Origin of the sequence: Paenibacillus sp. FSL R7-0312 (assembly GCF_038004445.1) — a bacterium.
In the GTDB taxonomy this organism is placed as follows: Bacteria; Bacillota; Bacilli; order Paenibacillales; family Paenibacillaceae; genus Paenibacillus_AQ.
The window spans coordinates 7600419-7616512 of sequence record NZ_JBBORE010000001.1; the positions used below are offsets into that span (position 1 = coordinate 7600419).

Sequence of the window (16094 nt, forward strand, 5' to 3'; positions counted from 1 at the left end):
GTTATTTCACAACTGTAAAAGTAGCCTCCAAGGTGGTGCCGTCAGCCAAACAAATAACGAAGGGCCAGGTCCCCGGTGTTGTATTTACGCCTATCTTCCATTCCCATTCGATATATCCGTTCTCATCCGCCTGCTTCCAGCCCAGATATTTGGCTGTGCTCTGACCGCTTTTGTAAAAAATGGCCAGGTTCGCCGAAGCACCCGGAGGCACCTTAACCTTCATCAGGCCCTGATGGTTCGCCACGCCCGGATTAGGCTTCTCCAGGACGACAATGATGCCTGTTTCTTCATCAGGTCCGGCCGCAGCACCATCTCCGGATACATCTGTGTTGCCGATCCATAAGCGTTCGACTGCACTGGCCTCAAGTACAATCTTTTGATTCAGGAACGGGACCTTCATCGGCAAGTCATAGCTGACTACCAGCCCGAAGTAGGGATGTGTTCCTTTATTCAGATCAGGGACGGTTACATTAGACACATGAATCCGGCTGTATTCAAGCCAGTCCGAAGACAGATACGGCTTCAGCATAGGCTTAAGTGCTATATCCAGTACGGCCTCGGAAGCTCCGGCCTGCATCTTCTGGAGCGGTCCTTCTCCCTGCTGGATTGCAGCGCTGACCCAAGATTCCATAGGTTCAGGAAGCTCTTTTACATAATTCTCGCTCCATTCGGCAAGCGACAACCGCGGAATACTCCATACATCCGGGGAGGCAGAGCCAGCGGACGAATCTGTGTTCTCTGGTTCACCTGCAGCATCCCATTGCTGTGCGGCCAAAGCCGCAGGATACATATGCGCCGAGACTATTTTAACCGTATCGGATACCGTGCTCTGCAGCGCCGTGGAATATAGTGTCATTTGCACAATAAAGATCAGGAACAAGACAAACAACAGAAACATGGGTAGAACCAGCGCCGCCTCTACAACCATGCTGCCTTCATCACGCGGGCCCGGCGATTTCCGCAGACAGAGCTTCATTCGGCCAATCCTCCTTCAATAAGAAAAGTCGGCCCCTACTTTCCTGAAATAATTCTTGCCCCGGACGTCCCCGGAGAGTCCTGCACTATAATCCACCAGCTTCACTACTCCAGGGAGAAACCACAGCGGCATGCTCATTGTGAGCTCTGCTGAGGCATACGTGAACTTACCCGCCGGATCAGTGCCGGTATTCAGGCGGATAAGTGCAAGCATCCGGGCCAATTGCTCCTCCCCTCCTCCATGCAGCAGAAGAAACAGCCGCAAATGGTCACGATAGGTAAGCTTCGCGGTCATATATTTGGATAAGGGAATCTCCCCGTTCCGGCAGAGCAGGAGCATGTCCTGAACAGCCTGTTCAACTCCATACAAAAGTGCAGCAGCCAAGACCGCCAGCGGATTACCCAGACTGGCTTTCTCTATCATTCCCTCCATAGTCCGTACGGCCAGCCGCAAGGCAAAGATCTCCCCATATGCCGCCGCTACATTCCCGGCAGGATTATAGAAGCCATACAGAATATACTCCAGCTCCTGAGCCTGAGGATCGAGTTGTTCCCCCAGCTGTTCTCCGAATTCTTCAGCAGACCCGGAAGCCAGCGGAGTCAGCGCAGATAGATCAAAATGACGGAAATACATTGCTGAATACTCTGTTTGATATATTCTGTCCCTGGCACCTTCCAGAACACTGCTCATCGCTGTGTACAAGCCGTCCATAATCTTCATCGATGACTTTCCGGCAGTATATTGATCACCACTATTCACGGTAGCTGCTGCGTCCTGCTCAATACCCTCATTGAAAGAGACATTCTCCTCGTAGTATTGGCGCAGACTACGGTACCGCTCCATGGCTTCCCCCGCACTTTCACCCACACCGCGGATTTGATCAAGCAGTTTCATGGCCTCCCCGAGCTTGGTTTTCGCCTGTTGTTCCGTTTGCCTGCGCCCGCTGTCCGAAGTCCGGCGGCCGTCAATCTGCGCGGCCTCAGCTGTAATAATGGATCCATGCTCGCCATAATTCTGTATATAACTATGAACTGTCCCTGAAGCATTCAGAACACCTGTAACCATGCCTGAATACTCTCCAGATGATTCAGATAATGAACTCAATACGGTTGGTAATCCGGATACTGCCGGCTCCAGGATCATTGCTGCCCGTTCCTGTTCCCCTAAATTATTGTCCATAGTACTGAACTCGGAGGATGGGAGAATAAGACTTGCTGCTTGCTCCCTCAGCTTCCTGAGCGGCTCTGAATTCATTTCTTCCGCGCTCCCCGGGATGTCCCAGTTCCGCGCAGGATCATTTCCGGCTGGATCTGCATCAGCCATTGACTGATCGAGCATGGTTTTCATCTGCCGGTTTAGATCCTCAGCCTTCGTAAGTGCTGACCTGGCCTCCTGTAACCGGGAGTTATGGTCTGCCTGAACCTCAGCCAGAACACCAGGTATCCGGCTGATCAAATCATATACTTGATTTCTATACAGCGATAGAACACCTGAGTACTTCGGCGATTTTTTAGTATCCCGGAACAAATCCTCGTAATACTTGGCAAAATAATCGTTATACATCGCCGGGATATCCGCTGCTGAAGTAATGGAGCCCAGCTCAGTAGGATATATATGATCAGCAGGAGGATTCATCAGAAGCTTCTGCAGCTTCACTGTACTGTCAGCGGCATCTCTTCTCTTCTGCAGCATAAGTTCCAATGCTTCCTCACGCTGAGTATATAAAGGCTGCAGGTCTCCCAGTATCTGTGTTGTCTGTGAAGCCTCCGTCATTGCCGCAGACAGGGGTTTCAGCTTTCCTGCCAGCTCCAGTGCGAAATCAACAGGTGCTTTATACTTCATTTCTTCAATAATCTGCCGCCGGAAGATATCATAGCTGCCAAGCGGCCGGCTCCAGTTCAGGGAAGAGGAATCCAGCTTTACCGGCAGCAGATTAAAAGCATCCGCCCGCCCGCTCTCATACAGATTATCGTTCAGCACCTTGGACAGCAGCTGATTGCCATCGTTACCGCCGAAGGCGAACAGAGCGTACCGGTCCCGTAAAGTAATATCATAAGAGGACATCACGGAGCGGACCCCTGCTCTCGCCAAACGTTCCTCCTGCACATTCACAGCCGCAATCCGCGCGTAATCTATGAGCACAGTGGTGAAAAGAAATACGAAAGCCAGTATCATAATCAGAAAAATGGAGACAGATCCTTCAGTTGTATGCAGATATCTGACGGTACACCTCACTAATCTTCCGGTTCTATTACTATCGCTCCCCCTGTTGCTAGTCCTGTTCCTACTTCTGTTCCTAGTTCCGCTCCGCCCGGCATAATTCCAGCAGCTGCTCGGGCTAGGAAGCTTGCTGAACAACTTGCATTCCTTGGAATGCTGCATCCGTTATTACCTCCCTCAGGCCCTATCCCCTGAACCAGTCCCGCCGAGATTTTGGCAGCTTAGTGCAGCTTGTCCAGCATGAGGGCAGCATTCTTCTTCTCCATGCCCGTGTCCTCCTTGCTGCCGGATGAATGATTCTTGAACTTGGACCCGTAGTAACGCATGAGGTCTACGGTTCGAATAAACTCAACAGGCTCAGTAACATAGGAGCTGGCAGACACCTCGGGAACCGCCTCATCCGCCAATAATTCATCCAAGACCGGTAAACGCAGCACCTTCTTTAATTCAGCGCTGATCTTACGGCCTGTGAATCCGTAAGTGTAGCTAAGCTCTCCCGTCAGATTCAACGGGACAATCTTCGAAGCTTGCCGCAGCTTCACTACGGGCAATTCGCCCCCACCCTCCGCCTCACCAGGCAGTGCAATTGCCGTACTACCATTCTGAGCACTCTTTCCGAACAAGGACCCCAATAATCCATCTTCGCTGATTCTCCAGTACAGCGGATCATAATTGCCAGCTGCGAATTCCCCATTCACCGCCCTGTTGCTATTCTCCCAATTATAGGCCGCACGCTCGGTTGCAGCTGAGCCCACCTGCAGCAGCATCGACTTCTGGTAGCTATAGAGGGAGAAAAACAGTAGCAGCATTGTGATGCACATAATGATCGGCAGCAGAAGCGAAGCCTCGATTGTGAAGCTTCCCTCCTCCTCCTGTAGAGGGATCACTCAAATACTTCCTGACTCTTATCTCCGGCAGTACTAATCAAGTCCTTAACTACCTTTACAATCTCTTCACGGAACACCAGCACTACCGCAATCAACACCGCAATAATCAGTATCATCTCGAGCGTACCCAGTCCATCTTCATCTCTCCAAAAATTCCTCACACCTTCTGCAAACAGCGTCATCATATGCTTCTACCTCCTACATTTTTAACATCATCAGCGCCGGTGTTCCCACCAGCACAATTACAATCAAGAAGATAACCACCATCGGGAAGACCAGCTTTGAGGAAGCCTGTTCCCCTTGCGTCCGGCTGATAGCCTTCCGCTTCTCCCAGAGCATCCGTGACAAATCACGCAGCGACAGAACAAAGTCAGCTCCGCCTCTACGGTAATTTAGCAGTACTGTAGTTGTGAAGATGGAGACTTCCTGCACCGCACAACGCTTGCTGAAGTTCTCAAACGCCTGCTGGAACGAATAGCCGCCTTCCCATTCCGCTGTCATCTTCAGCAGTTCAGCATACAGCGGATGGGCGTTGTCTCCCAGGCGGCTGTTGACACAGCGGAGAATCGCCCGCTGCACCGTCTCGCCGGCACCAACAAGTAAAACTAAACTATTCAGTAGCTCCGGCAATTCAAGCAGGATTAGCTGCTCCCGCAGCCGCACCTTCTTGTGCAGGTCACTGACCATCGCAACCGGAAGTAGAACTGCCAAGAGGCCGCCAATTGAGATTCCCGCCTGCTCACCCGTGAACAAGGTCAGTGCGCTGCCTCCTGTGATCAACAGCAAGCTGTAGCTAAGCATCTCTCCCATGAATAGCAAAGTTCTTTCTGCGCTATGGCGCATGCCGTAGATCCGCTGCAGCGAGCGCTGAATTTTGAACATTACTGCCGGGATTAGGCTAACGACCTTCCCCTTCTCCACAAGCAGCAGGATTGGCTCGCCCAGCCACCGCAGCCGGAGCCCTGCCATGGGCAGCTCACGCAACGCTGCGTAGCGGCCGCCGCATTTGAAGCGCAGAATCAGCCAGCCGGCGGTGAAGATAAGCATGACTGCAGCACATAACAGTGACATGTCATCCATCCCTTCTCTTCACAATGGAATATCCATGATCTTGGAGGTCCAGAGATAGCAGAGAAATAAGGCAATCAGCGCCAGTGTGGAGACCGCTATTCCAGCACCTGTATACATTGGCTGCATATAGTCTCCCGCTGTCAGGCTCATGAACATCACCATCATCAGCGGAGAGACGAGTAAGGCCTTGGCCTCAAATTTCTTCTGGGCAATACTGACCGCAATATCCTGCTGGATATCGAGCTTCTCGCCAATAATTGTAGAAGTGCGGCGCACGATCTCCACGAGATCACCGCCCGTCCGCTTGCAGACCATGAATACATCTGCAAAACGTTCCACATCCTCCATGCCTGCCCTTTTGCTGAAATCATACAGCGCCTCTTCTACCGGCTCCCCGTACTCCATGCGGGTACAGATAATATTCAGCTCAGCGATCATGTCACCGCTGCCCTCCGGGTCAAGCATCCGCAGATCAAGCACAGCCTCGCGAAATGCATTCTCTACCGACCGTCCGGCGGATAGCGATGAAGAGAGCGAGAAGAGCATCTGCTTGAACTGCAGATTAAGCGCTGAGCGCCTGCGCTGGAGCAGGTATTGGCGCAGCAGGCGTGGGCCGGCTGCACTACCCGGCACAAGCAGCACAGAGAGAAGCAGGTGATGATAGAACAGGTAACCAAGGCCAAATAACAGTACACCACCCATCAGAATGACCAGAATTCGTTGCAGAGCGTTCAGTTCGTACCGGGTATAATCCGGAAGCACTGCTTGCTCACCCGCAGCAGACCCGCCAGACGGCTGAACCGGCTTAATTCCTTTCGCGAATATCCTTCTATCCGCTTGGGGTACACTCTGGCTTCTGTTCTTCAAGGCATTCAGGACACAACCTCCTCTGGCTTCCGGCTGGCTGCGCTGAAGCGCAGCAATGAATAATCACTAATTCCGGCCATTCGCAGTTTGTTTGTATGCAGCAGCGGATTGCCGCAGGCGGCAAGGCCGCCCAGTACCCGGCCATCCCGTTCTCCGGTTTCCCGAAATTCATATAACGGATTCAGCTCGACCTCTCCGCTGCGCAGACCCGCAACTTCACTAATCTCCATGACTCTGCGCGAACGGTCCCGCAGCCGTGAGAGATGTACGAATATATCAATCGCTGACCCGATCTGCTGACGGACTACAGCCACCGGCAGCTCCGCGGCACTGAGGACCATAGTTTCCAGCCGGCTGACCATATCCTGCGCACTGTTGGAATGCCCCGTTGATAACGACCCGTCATGGCCGGTATTCATCGCCTGCAGCATATCCAGGCACTCTGCTCCACGCACCTCACCGACAACAATACGGTTCGGCCGCATCCGCAGTGAAGTGCGGATCAGATCGCGGATGGTAATCTCGCCCCTTCCTTCCGTGTTAGCATTTCTGGTCTCCAGCGAGACCAGATTCGGGACCGTAACAATCTGCAGCTCTGCAGAATCTTCTACCGTAATCACGCGATCCTGCGGCGGTATGAACTGCGACAGAGCATTCAGAAAGGTAGTCTTTCCCGAGCCTGTCCCCCCGCTGATGAAGATGTTGTACTTCGCCGCTACCAGAATCTGCAGCAGCTCTGCGGCTTCTTTACTGAGTGCTTCACGCTTCACCAACTCGGCCATGGTCATAGGCGTCTCAGGGAACTTACGAATGGTCATTGCCGGGCCCCTTAGCGCAGCAGGCGGCAGCACGATATTGACACGCGAACCGTCCTGCAGCCGGGCATCTACAATTGGCGAAGACTCATTCACCACCCGGTTAACGCCTGAGACTACAGTCTGGATAATATCCTCCAGCCGGCTTCTGGATTCAAAAGCCAGCGGCAGTCTGCGGATCATCCCGTCCTCCTCCACAAAGATCTCCTCATGGCTGTTGATCATAATCTCGGTAATGGCCGGATTATCTATCAGCGGCTGAAGGATATCCAGCCCCCGGAAGGAGTCAAACAGCTTCTTCACCAGTTCGTGCTTCTCCTTAGCCGTCAAAAACTGCAAATTGTCCCGTTCAAGAATAATCCGTTCAATAAAGACGGCAAGCTCATGGTTTCCTATGGCCGAAGTAACGTCCAGCCCTGCCCGGATGTCGCTGCGCAGTGCTCTGAACATTTCTTCATTCATGCAGAACTCCCGGTAAATACGCCTGGCAATGCCGGTTCAATAATGCTTCTGCAGAGCTGCTGTACTCCCGCTATGAATTGGGGTGAGCTCAGGCAGAGCTCTCCGTAATGCTGCATCCCCCAGGAAGGAATATACGGAAGTGTACCCGCCAGCCCGGTTCCGGCATCCGCCGGGTTGTCATTCACCGCTTCCGTGCAGCAGTTCATCACGAATCTGCTCCTGCCCCTCAGTTCCGGAGGCATGCCGGAGTGCGGGCTGTCGACGTGGGTAAGCCAGCGTTCCGTCTTGTGCCGGCTTACCTGCTCGTTCTTCAGTACCCACAGCAGGAGTCCGCATCTGTGCAATACAGCCTGAGCCCGCTCCTCCTCAATGCTTCCGGTATCCGCAATGATCACATCATAGCTTCCGGACGCAGCCAGCCCTTCTAATATCTCCAGCGTATCCTGCCGTGACATCTGGAGCATTTCCCTGAAATTCTCCACAGGTCTGAATGCATCACAACGCAGGCTATCATGCCTGAACGCATAATCTTTCCATAAGGGCTTCCCCCTCCCTCCCTTATTCTCTCCCCCAGCCTTGAGTTCGTAGAGCAGGCGTTCAAAGCCTGGAGCGTTACCGCCCGGCATCCGCAGATATAATCCGCTGCTGTCCACACTCTCCAGGTTGAGGTAGAACACGGAGAGGCCGAGTGCACCAAGCTGCTTCGCCATATTCAGGGCAAGCGTTGTTTTACCGCTGCTGCCGCTTGCCGAGACAACTCCCAGCAGCAGCGTTTGCTCCTTGGGGGCAGCAGCAGTTCTGACCCGCTTCAGATCACACAGCTGGAGAATGGATTCCAGCAGAGAGGGGAGCGCCTGGTATTTGGCAATCCTCATTCCTCCTGCCACATTACCGGCATTCGGCAGGTCTCCCGCATCACTCAACACTGCCCACGGAACCGCGCTCCTTCCTTCAACCAGCCAGGCTTCTATGAAGGATGGGTCTCCGGCAACAGCATCCGGAATTTCGTCTCCTTTCATAAATTCCATAAAAGTGTCTAGTCTGCTGAACGCTGTGATCCGCAGCATTTCCCCATACTCACTATGGTGTAGATAATGCAGCAGCGGTTCAATGTACTCGCTCTCCCGGACTGCAAGTACAATTCTTGCCGTCATGAAATCACTCTCCTCTCAGAAAATTGGCAAAAATGGCAGCAAAAAAGCACCGCCAATAACCGTGGGATACGGTCATTGAACGGTGCTTCCGTTACTGTTCCTATAATTTACAGCTATAGTAGCATATATATAAGAGCTCAGCAATAGCTTTTTTACCAATATCCGAGTGAACCTCCCAGAATCCCCCTACCTTACATGTCCTGCGAGGGATATGTGATCATTCTCCGCAAACCTTTATAATACAAACGTACATACATAAGTTAGTCCAGATTATAGAGAGGAGTTTTACAATTATGAAACTAATTCCCGGATTCCTTGCCGTTCTTGCCTTATCCGGTGCAGTCAGCTTATCCGCTGCCGCAGCAGAACAACCTATTACTGTCCTCATTGATCAGCAGAAGCTGAACCTGAGCTCCAGCTCGCCGGTCAAAGACAACGATTCTATCCTCGTGCCTATGCGCCCGATCTTCGAGAAGCTGGGCCTGGAGCTAGCCTGGGATGCCAAGACCAGCACCGTCACCGCCAGCAAGGAAGGCCTGAGCATCAAGCTGCAGATCGGCAGCAAAAAAGCCAGCGTGAATGGAACGGTCAAGTCGCTGGTATCCGCTCCCCGGATGATTAATAATGTGACGTACGTCCCGCTGCGCTTCGTCAGTGAAGCTACTGGCAATCAGGTGACCTGGGATGCCAAAGCCAATACCGTAGCGATCACCAGTGCAGTAGACACTGCTGCATCCACCAAAGAAATCTCAGCCCTGTTCGATAAGTACGCCGACTATTTGAATAAGGAGAATGCCAAAGGTTTCGTGTCGCTTATCGATCCGCAGTCTCCGCTAACCGCGATTGGTCCGCAGCTTGAGGAACAAATGGCGAAGTATGATACCAAGACCACCATTGAGCAGCTGAACATTATTGATGTGCAGAAGAGTGAAGCAACCGTGCAGACGATTGAAACCAGCAAGAAGCTCGGCGGTGATTTTATGCTGAACAGCAAAGCTGAATACATCTATTCCCTGACCCGGAGTACCGCCAGCACACAGTGGCAGATTAGTAATCTGCAGATCAAAGCTATAGAGTATTCCCTTCCGGAGGGAACGCTCGAAGCAGCCGTTTCGGTCCCCAAAGCTGACGAAGATCTGATCAATGCTGTGGTTCAGGCTAATTTTGATTATACCAACAAAGAGAACCTGGACGGCCTGCTCTCGACCATTGACGAGACTTCTCCGGCATATGCTCAGACCAAGCAGGCGTATGCCCAGATGTTCCAGGTCTATGATCTGGATTCCGCTATCGAGTCTTCGAAGATCATTGATTATACAGCTGATGAAGCCTCCGTATATCTGGTGCAGACGACCAAGAAACTAAGCGGTCCTGCATTACCGGATAGCCGCTCCACCACTGTGACAACCCTGAAGAAGTCTGCTGACGGCAAATGGAAGCTTTCCCAGAGCTATATGCTTAAGACAGAACCTCTGAAGCCGTAAGGCCCCGTTCAGAAACCGTGGAATTCATCTAAGTCTTAATCATCTTCTTGCCAAAAAGCAGTGCCGCCCTCAGAGGCCGGCACTGCTTTTCATTAAACAGGGCTCCCCGCTACAGGAATCTCCGCTTCAGATCCGGTGAAGGGAGCAGACACTGCTCATCACGGCCGAACCAGCGGTAGCGGTTCCTTGCCACAAGCCTGTACAAGGCGTTACGCAGCGGTTTCGGCACCAGGATGAATACATAGGCGAGCGGCCACGGAAACCGCAGTCTGCGGGCAATCCGCAGCACTGCAGCCGACTCTGTATAATAGCTGCCGTTCTCCACCAGCACCACAGTGTTTAACTGATTGTCTGGCAGGCTGCCAGCCCTCAGCAATTCCTTTGCCGCCTCACTCTGCAAGGAGGCGAACATGAAGTTCGCCCGGGGATCACGGGGAACAATGAACCGGACCAGCCCCTGGCACAGATGACAGACTCCATCAATCAGCACAATGGATTTACCCTGCATTTCCTTGTACTCTTCAGCCACTTCGCCGCCCCCTTCCTCTTAAGCATAGTGTACCCATCATATCCTCTTCTGAAAAAAAACAAAAAACGCGGGATAGCTCCCGCGCCTACAACGTCCGTACGTGTAATTATTCAGCAATTGCCTTGTTAATCCACTCGTCCCCGATCATTTGCCCTTCGAAATCAGCTGTGAAGGAATCCATGCATCTGCAGATGAAATCTTTGCGGCATACCGGACATGGCGTCTTGAGCAGGCGGCTGATGTTCGTCATTTTCCATTCCGGAAACCGATTGTAGAACGCGCGGCACTCCGTTCCGTCAGCAAGCTTGATAATGAACTCGTACAATCCTTCCTTATCATTGCTGCTGGCTTTGGTCACATTCGTAATATTCGGTCTGTAAGACATCTTCATCACCCATTATTTAAATTTTTGGTAGTTAATAGCACACGCGACATTAACAGATACTTAGACATATTAAAGAATTTCCGGGGTGATGTCAACCAAACAGCAAGCTCGCGCCCGCTATTTATTGCACTTCTAACCTTCTCCGACTCTATTTAGCCATTATTCCCAGCTTTGTTCATTCCTACCCGTTGTTTCTGCGGCTCCACATAGGATAAGACCGGACATCGGCTGTCCGGCCTTATACGGGAACATATCACTTTCAATGATATAACTTCACCATACCTTACAGTACGTTCAGTTCAACCTCAATATTCCCGCGGGTCGCCTTCGAATACGGGCAGAAATCATGAGCTTTCTTCGCCAGATCTTCCGCTACAGACCGTTCAATACCCGGCAGCTTCACATCCAGTTTAACCGCAAGCTTGAAGCCTCCGTCGCTCTCGTCCTTGCCAATCAGAACGTTGGAAGTGATCTCCACATCCTGCAGCTTCACGCCCTCTTTACGCGCAATGTTGGCTAGCGCACTCTCATAGCAGGCACCATATCCCGCTGCGAACAACTGCTCAGGATTCGTACCGGCACCGCCGGGACCGCCAAGCTCCTTCGGAATTTTGAGGTCATGCTTAAGGGCTCCATCCGATGATTCCACTGAACCCTCGCGACCCCCGCGAACGGTTGCTGTAGCTGTATATAACGCCTTAAGTTGCACTGCAGTCATCTTTGATCTTCTCCTTTTTCAAGCGGATTTTGTATCGACACATACCTTTAACTTAAACATCCCCTGCATTTTGAAACGATTATGCAATGTTGTCACAACCTGGAGGGTTGCTTCTGACGGTAAATAGTGTACAATTAAATTGTGATAAATCAATGTTCGGGAGGAATTATCCATGAGTGTCTATGATTATCAAGCCAACACCCTGCGGGGCCAGGAAGAATCACTCTCCAAATACAAAGGTAAAGTACTGCTCGTCGTGAATACAGCCAGCAAGTGTGGATTAACCCCCCAGTATAAGGGTCTCCAGGAGGTCTACGATAAATTCAAAGACCGCGGGTTTGAAGTTCTCGGGTTCCCCAGCAACCAATTTGCCGGACAGGAGCCGGGTAAAAGTGAGGATATCTCCGAGTTCTGCGAGATTAATTATGGCGTAACCTTCCCTATGTACGAGAAAATTAATGTCAACGGCAGCGAAGCCCATCCGTTATTCAAATATCTGTCCAAAGAAGCACCCGGTGTACTCGGCTCGAAGAGCATCAAATGGAATTTCACCAAATTCCTGGTGGATCAGGAAGGCCGCGTGCTGAAGCGGTTCTCACCGCAAACCACACCGGACCAGATTGAAGCAGACATCGCCAAGCTGCTGGGGTAGAGCGACCTAATTCATCTGTCTGCCGCAAAACACAAACACCCTTTCTGCCCGAATGAATGCGGGTGTGAAGGGTTTTTTTTCTATTACAATCTAAGCTCCTTCATATTTGCTTCCAGTCCTTGCAGCTACAAACCCAAATAAACTTAAATAAATCACCCTGACGGGTGAACGATGCTGGTGCCTTCGGTTTTTCGCATACAGTTGGTCTGAACGCCTTCGCGCCAGCACATTGCAGATTGTTTTCGGTTTTCCGCATCTTTATTCACTCTTATCCACAACAGACGAAATTCATAATTTCCTAAACAGCAAAAAACCTGAAGTCCCTTATAGATAAGGAATTTCAGGTTTCTGCTGCTTACATAGTATGCGGTAGAGAGGACTCGAACCTCCACGGGTATACACCCACTACCCCCTCAAGATAGCGTGTCTGCCATTCCACCACTACCGCGCGGTGTGTACAAAAGTTATAGCTTTGTTTGAGGCCAACATTCAATATTATAAATCCATTGCTTCGAAAAGTAAAGATGCCCTTTTAAGAATTTTTAATCCTGTCAGAGCATCCCATACTCAGATAGAATTATCGCCATCCGCCTTGCGCTTACGGTACTCTGTAAATTCAATGTATTCCTTGATAAACTCCTTCTCCTTCTGCAGCAGTTCATCCGTTTGGCAATTCAATTGCCGCATTTGGCCAAAAAAATAATCCTCTCCGCTTTCTTTCACCGTGTCGACATTCCGCTTGCCCAGAATCAGCCAATCGAGGCTGACATTAAAAAATGCGGCGATCTCAATCAGCTTATGCGTGCCGGGCGTCGACTTGCCCCGCTTCCAGTCGCCCATGTTGCCGGTGCTGATATTCAGCTGCTCACAGAAAGCTTTCTTCGTAAGTCCTTGCCGTTTGATCAGAGATTCAATTCGTTCGTAAATGGAGTGCATTCGGTACCCGCCTTCCGCCAAAATATTTTATACGTAAAAACGTTATTTTTATTGTAAAATGACGTAAAAAAGTATATAATTAACTATTATTATGTCTTTTCCTAATTATAACATAGCGGCTGGATAGTCGATAAGAGGTGAGTGATCTGAACAGCAAACGACCTATTACTCCATATGGCTGGGCTATCAAACAACGTCTGACAGAACTGCATTTGGACCAGAAGAAATTCTGTGAGTTACACGGCATCCCACCCTATCGCCTGTCCAACCTGATTCACGGCACACGCAAAGCCGACCGTTACCGCCGCCAAGTCGCCGAGCTGCTGAACCTCCCGCCATCCTAGCTTGTCATTCCTGCACCACCCAAGGAGCGATTACCATTGCCGGACAGTATCTCTTCTTCCATCATCCAATCCCTGAATGCCATGAAGCATAACTCGCTGGTAATCGGCAGCACTGGAAACATCCGTTTCGCCAGCGATCACTGGGAGGACTTTAACCGGCTGTATGGCTTCTCAAGTGCTGGGAACTGGCTCGAATTGAATGTGCTAGAGCTGTTTCGGCAAAAGCTGGCTGATCCGGACGGGATGGTAAAGCTGGAGCAGCTGCTGCGTGATATTTTCAAGGGAATCCGCCTTGTTGCCAGCGCTGAGCTAACACTCCTGACCGGGAATAACGGCAACAGAATATTTCACCTGGATATTTTCCCGCTCCTTACTGAACAACAAGCACCCGCGCATCAGACTGCCGTCCTTACACTGCGTGATATTGGACCTTCCCCTAATGCAGAGGAATCTGCCGGTCCTGCCCTTGTAACCCAGTGCCCCAGCGTCGTCCATCTACACCCGAGCCCCCAGCTCGTCCCCATCTGTGCAGCCTGCAAATCAGTCCGCAGCAGCCAGGAGGAATGGATCTCCATTGAACGTTTCCTGCAGCTGCAGCTCTCTTTACAATTCACTCATGATATCTGCCCGGACTGCATCCGCGAGCTGTACCCGAAATACGCCGCAGCCCTGAAGTGGTGAATCCGGTTAATAAGCTCTGTTAGCGAGGCCTTGCCAGAATAATTAACTCTCCATCCCATTCGGGAATGAACAAGCGGTTGTTATAATAGTCAAGACTGCAAATTTTGGGCAGCTGCAGAGCAAGCGGATTTATAGATATAGCTGAATCATTAATGTAGGAAGGGACCCTTGGGGTACGGCCGGCAATCGTGATTATCCTCCCCGTTTCCCGTTCGACCATTCGAACCACATGATTCTGTGTGTCACCAATGAATAGATTGCCCGCCTCATCAATCGCCAAAGACCAGGGCCCATCGAAGTGCTCATCCGGATTAGATCCGAAGGTTGCCTCTAATGCCGGGCCGCCATCTCCGGAATAACCACCTGTCCCCGTACCTGCCACTCGTATTACTACATCACAGCTAACATCAATCATCCGTACGCAATAATTCCCGCTATCCAGAACATAGATATTGCCATCAGGCCCGCGCCGCAGATCAAAAATCCAATTAAACTGCACTTCATCCCTTGCCGCCTTATCCTGCGCAAACCCTGGTACACCGTTGCCAAAAGTGGTAAGCAGCTGGCCTTCAAGGTCGAACTTGTGCACTCTGCATCCGGTCACCTCATTAATCCATAGGAAACCGTCCGGATCATACTCGCAATTGCCGATGTCCTTCAGCCCCCATACGTCTCCGGCGATCAATAGCTGCGAACTGCCTGTAAAGTGATTTATCCGGAATACCTTGTTATTCCCGCTGCTTACAACCATGATTGTATCTGAATCTATTGTAGTCATATAAGTGGGGTTAGCCAGATCAACATGGATATGCCGGACTCCAGCCCTCATCGGTGACTTCCCGGCCGTCCAGCTGAGCGCATTGCTGCTCCCGCTTATTTTCCCCAGCCAATGTGTATCATGATCCAGTATGAACCGGTTCCCCTGACCGTCGTGAAAACCGAAATGACAGTATCCGTCGATAATTGTGCTCCGCTCTTCAAAATGCAGAATACGTTCAACCGTCCAGTTCATCGGTGGACTCTCGCTTTCCTCTTGATCAGAATCATCCTTTGGATATCCTCAAGCTGTCCTGCAGCTTCGACCCTTATCCATAACCATTTCCCGTCATGATACTGGGCTGCAGAATCATACAAGGAGCGGAAAGCGCCGCTGAACTCTGCACATCTGTCCTGATATCCTTCAATCTCCTTTTTTCCAAGGACAAGCAGGACGGTAAATCCGTTTTTCTCCGGGAACATGTTAAATAGGGTTTTTCCGCTTTTACGGTACCTGACGTTCCAGCCGTAATTCTTGCCTCCGTAATTCCATTCGGCTACGTGGTCGTAATGCTCCTCTGCAAAGCTCATTAATTGAACCCAGGCAGCCTTCGCCCCACTTCCAAGAGATGAATACAGCTCGTCTTCCGTTGGCATTTCGTTTTTATCGGTAAACCGGTCACTATTCATACCTACACTCCCCTGAATTTATGATTCAAAGCAAGCATTCGCAGGCTGTCATTACGAGTATTGTAGCATTTTATTGCAAAAAAACGGAAACCCTTATCGCTAAGGATTTCCGTTCTCCACTGGAGTTTTCGCGCTCAAAACCGTAAAAGATGAACAGGATCAGCATCGGATTGAACAAACGATTCAAGCAATCGAGTGTTTTGTCATGTGCCAGTGCATCATAATGGGACTACTGCAGTTAATGCCTTGCGCTTTTCCAGCCTGACGCCAGCGTTGTTTTTCCCAATTTGCGTACGCCGTCCCATGCCGTGGTTTCCAAGGCTACCGTCGCCGCTTATTTACAGGTGTAGAACTTTTGACTGTCCAGTATCATAAAGATCATCAATTATCTGTCTACCAGGGTTACCGTCCCCTAACCCAACCTCTTGAAGCTCCTTCGCCTTCCCATCCATCTCCGTCTAGCCTTA

18 protein-coding genes and 1 tRNA gene are annotated in these 16094 nt (G+C 50.9%); 4 read left to right on the forward strand and 15 right to left on the reverse strand.

Translation table 11 applies throughout. From position 1 onward, the window contains the following. Position 1: 1 nt before the first annotated feature. The 8 genes from MKX70_RS32795 to MKX70_RS32830 form a co-directional block, all read right to left on the reverse strand. Entirely contained in the window at positions 2 to 976 is a 975-nt protein-coding gene (locus tag MKX70_RS32795; protein WP_042233217.1) for a TadE/TadG family type IV pilus assembly protein, read from the reverse strand. A 15-nt stretch (positions 977 to 991) separates the two neighbouring features. Next, complete coding sequence (locus tag MKX70_RS32800; RefSeq protein WP_340841596.1) at positions 992 to 3067, reverse strand: hypothetical protein; 2076 nt, start codon at positions 3065 to 3067, stop codon at positions 992 to 994. A gap of 350 nt (positions 3068 to 3417) precedes the next feature. Next, positions 3418 to 4083, reverse strand: coding sequence for a TadE family protein (locus MKX70_RS32805; protein ID WP_340841597.1), 666 nt, complete (start codon positions 4081 to 4083; stop codon positions 3418 to 3420). Beyond that, positions 4080 to 4268, reverse strand: a complete 189-nt coding sequence (locus MKX70_RS32810; protein WP_042233214.1) for a Flp1 family type IVb pilin — start codon at positions 4266 to 4268, stop codon at positions 4080 to 4082. The genes MKX70_RS32805 and MKX70_RS32810 overlap by 4 nt, the downstream gene beginning before the upstream one ends. 13 nt (positions 4269 to 4281) lie before the next feature. Next, positions 4282 to 5163 carry a type II secretion system F family protein gene (locus MKX70_RS32815; protein WP_445323695.1) on the reverse strand — a complete coding sequence of 294 codons (882 nt, stop codon included), beginning with the start codon at positions 5161 to 5163 and terminating at the stop codon, positions 4282 to 4284. Between the two features lie 9 nt (positions 5164 to 5172). Beyond that, complete coding sequence (locus tag MKX70_RS32820) at positions 5173 to 5964, reverse strand: type II secretion system F family protein (RefSeq protein WP_340841727.1); 792 nt, start codon at positions 5962 to 5964, stop codon at positions 5173 to 5175. 62 nt (positions 5965 to 6026) lie between these two features. Beyond that, a complete protein-coding gene (locus MKX70_RS32825; RefSeq protein ID WP_042233209.1) occupies positions 6027 to 7298 on the reverse strand; it encodes a CpaF family protein in 1272 nt (423 codons plus the stop codon). Next, complete coding sequence (locus tag MKX70_RS32830; protein ID WP_042233208.1) at positions 7295 to 8452, reverse strand: hypothetical protein; 1158 nt, start codon at positions 8450 to 8452, stop codon at positions 7295 to 7297. The genes MKX70_RS32825 and MKX70_RS32830 overlap by 4 nt, the downstream gene beginning before the upstream one ends. A gap of 293 nt (positions 8453 to 8745) precedes the next feature. Between MKX70_RS32830 and MKX70_RS32835 the strand changes: the two genes are divergently transcribed. Then, a complete protein-coding gene (locus MKX70_RS32835) occupies positions 8746 to 9936 on the forward strand; it encodes a copper amine oxidase N-terminal domain-containing protein (RefSeq protein WP_042233206.1) in 1191 nt (396 codons plus the stop codon). 109 nt (positions 9937 to 10045) lie between these two features. On the opposite strand, the gene MKX70_RS32840 is transcribed toward MKX70_RS32835, so the two are convergent. The 3 genes from MKX70_RS32840 to MKX70_RS32850 form a co-directional block, all read right to left on the reverse strand. Further along, on the reverse strand, positions 10046 to 10444 hold the full coding sequence (locus MKX70_RS32840; RefSeq protein WP_042241697.1) for a thiol-disulfide oxidoreductase DCC family protein: 399 nt from the start codon (positions 10442 to 10444) through the stop codon (positions 10046 to 10048). Positions 10445 to 10571: 127 nt separating this feature from the next. Further along, positions 10572 to 10850, reverse strand: coding sequence for a hypothetical protein (locus MKX70_RS32845; RefSeq protein WP_039296361.1), 279 nt, complete (start codon positions 10848 to 10850; stop codon positions 10572 to 10574). Between the two features lie 283 nt (positions 10851 to 11133). Next, positions 11134 to 11568, reverse strand: a complete 435-nt coding sequence (locus MKX70_RS32850) for an organic hydroperoxide resistance protein (RefSeq protein ID WP_042233204.1) — start codon at positions 11566 to 11568, stop codon at positions 11134 to 11136. A gap of 172 nt (positions 11569 to 11740) precedes the next feature. Here MKX70_RS32850 and MKX70_RS32855 point away from each other — a divergent pair, with 172 nt between their 5' ends. Further along, a complete protein-coding gene (locus MKX70_RS32855) occupies positions 11741 to 12220 on the forward strand; it encodes a glutathione peroxidase (protein ID WP_042233201.1) in 480 nt (159 codons plus the stop codon). A 365-nt stretch (positions 12221 to 12585) separates the two neighbouring features. Here the strand turns inward: MKX70_RS32855 and MKX70_RS32860 are convergent. Together MKX70_RS32860 and MKX70_RS32865 are read right to left on the reverse strand one after the other, a co-directional pair. Beyond that, positions 12586 to 12668: transfer RNA gene (locus tag MKX70_RS32860), tRNA-Leu, on the reverse strand. Positions 12669 to 12787: 119 nt separating this feature from the next. After that, positions 12788 to 13156 (reverse strand): helix-turn-helix domain-containing protein, encoded by a 369-nt coding sequence (locus MKX70_RS32865; protein WP_042233195.1) that lies wholly within the window; start codon positions 13154 to 13156, stop codon positions 12788 to 12790. A gap of 146 nt (positions 13157 to 13302) precedes the next feature. Here MKX70_RS32865 and MKX70_RS32870 point away from each other — a divergent pair, with 146 nt between their 5' ends. Continuing rightward, positions 13303 to 13500 (forward strand): Rha family transcriptional regulator, encoded by a 198-nt coding sequence (locus MKX70_RS32870; RefSeq protein ID WP_076242814.1) that lies wholly within the window; start codon positions 13303 to 13305, stop codon positions 13498 to 13500. Between the two features lie 36 nt (positions 13501 to 13536). Continuing rightward, a complete protein-coding gene (locus MKX70_RS32875; RefSeq protein WP_052416036.1) occupies positions 13537 to 14181 on the forward strand; it encodes a hypothetical protein in 645 nt (214 codons plus the stop codon). A gap of 19 nt (positions 14182 to 14200) precedes the next feature. On the opposite strand, the gene MKX70_RS32880 is transcribed toward MKX70_RS32875, so the two are convergent. Beyond that, entirely contained in the window at positions 14201 to 15193 is a 993-nt protein-coding gene (locus MKX70_RS32880) for a hypothetical protein (protein ID WP_340789740.1), read from the reverse strand. Further along, positions 15190 to 15627 (reverse strand): DUF3788 domain-containing protein, encoded by a 438-nt coding sequence (locus tag MKX70_RS32885; protein ID WP_042233193.1) that lies wholly within the window; start codon positions 15625 to 15627, stop codon positions 15190 to 15192. The genes MKX70_RS32880 and MKX70_RS32885 overlap by 4 nt, the downstream gene beginning before the upstream one ends. Positions 15628 to 16094 lie beyond the last annotated feature (467 nt).

Coding starts and splice junctions, on each gene's coding strand:
- MKX70_RS32830 (WP_042233208.1), bottom strand. CDS start 8,452: ATGACGGCAAGAATTGTACTTGCAGTCCGGGAGAGCGAGTACATTGAA.
- MKX70_RS32855 (WP_042233201.1), top strand. CDS start 11,741: ATGAGTGTCTATGATTATCAAGCCAACACCCTGCGGGGCCAGGAAGAA.
- MKX70_RS32840 (WP_042241697.1), bottom strand. CDS start 10,444: ATGCAGGGTAAATCCATTGTGCTGATTGATGGAGTCTGTCATCTGTGC.
- MKX70_RS32880 (WP_340789740.1), bottom strand. CDS start 15,193: ATGAACTGGACGGTTGAACGTATTCTGCATTTTGAAGAGCGGAGCACA.
- MKX70_RS32850 (WP_042233204.1), bottom strand. CDS start 11,568: ATGACTGCAGTGCAACTTAAGGCGTTATATACAGCTACAGCAACCGTT.
- MKX70_RS32810 (WP_042233214.1), bottom strand. CDS start 4,268: ATGATGACGCTGTTTGCAGAAGGTGTGAGGAATTTTTGGAGAGATGAA.
- MKX70_RS32845 (WP_039296361.1), bottom strand. CDS start 10,850: ATGTCTTACAGACCGAATATTACGAATGTGACCAAAGCCAGCAGCAAT.
- MKX70_RS32825 (WP_042233209.1), bottom strand. CDS start 7,298: ATGAATGAAGAAATGTTCAGAGCACTGCGCAGCGACATCCGGGCAGGG.
- MKX70_RS32885 (WP_042233193.1), bottom strand. CDS start 15,627: ATGAATAGTGACCGGTTTACCGATAAAAACGAAATGCCAACGGAAGAC.
- MKX70_RS32835 (WP_042233206.1), top strand. CDS start 8,746: ATGAAACTAATTCCCGGATTCCTTGCCGTTCTTGCCTTATCCGGTGCA.
- MKX70_RS32865 (WP_042233195.1), bottom strand. CDS start 13,156: ATGCACTCCATTTACGAACGAATTGAATCTCTGATCAAACGGCAAGGA.
- MKX70_RS32795 (WP_042233217.1), bottom strand. CDS start 976: ATGAAGCTCTGTCTGCGGAAATCGCCGGGCCCGCGTGATGAAGGCAGC.
- MKX70_RS32815 (WP_445323695.1), bottom strand. CDS start 5,163: ATGGATGACATGTCACTGTTATGTGCTGCAGTCATGCTTATCTTCACC.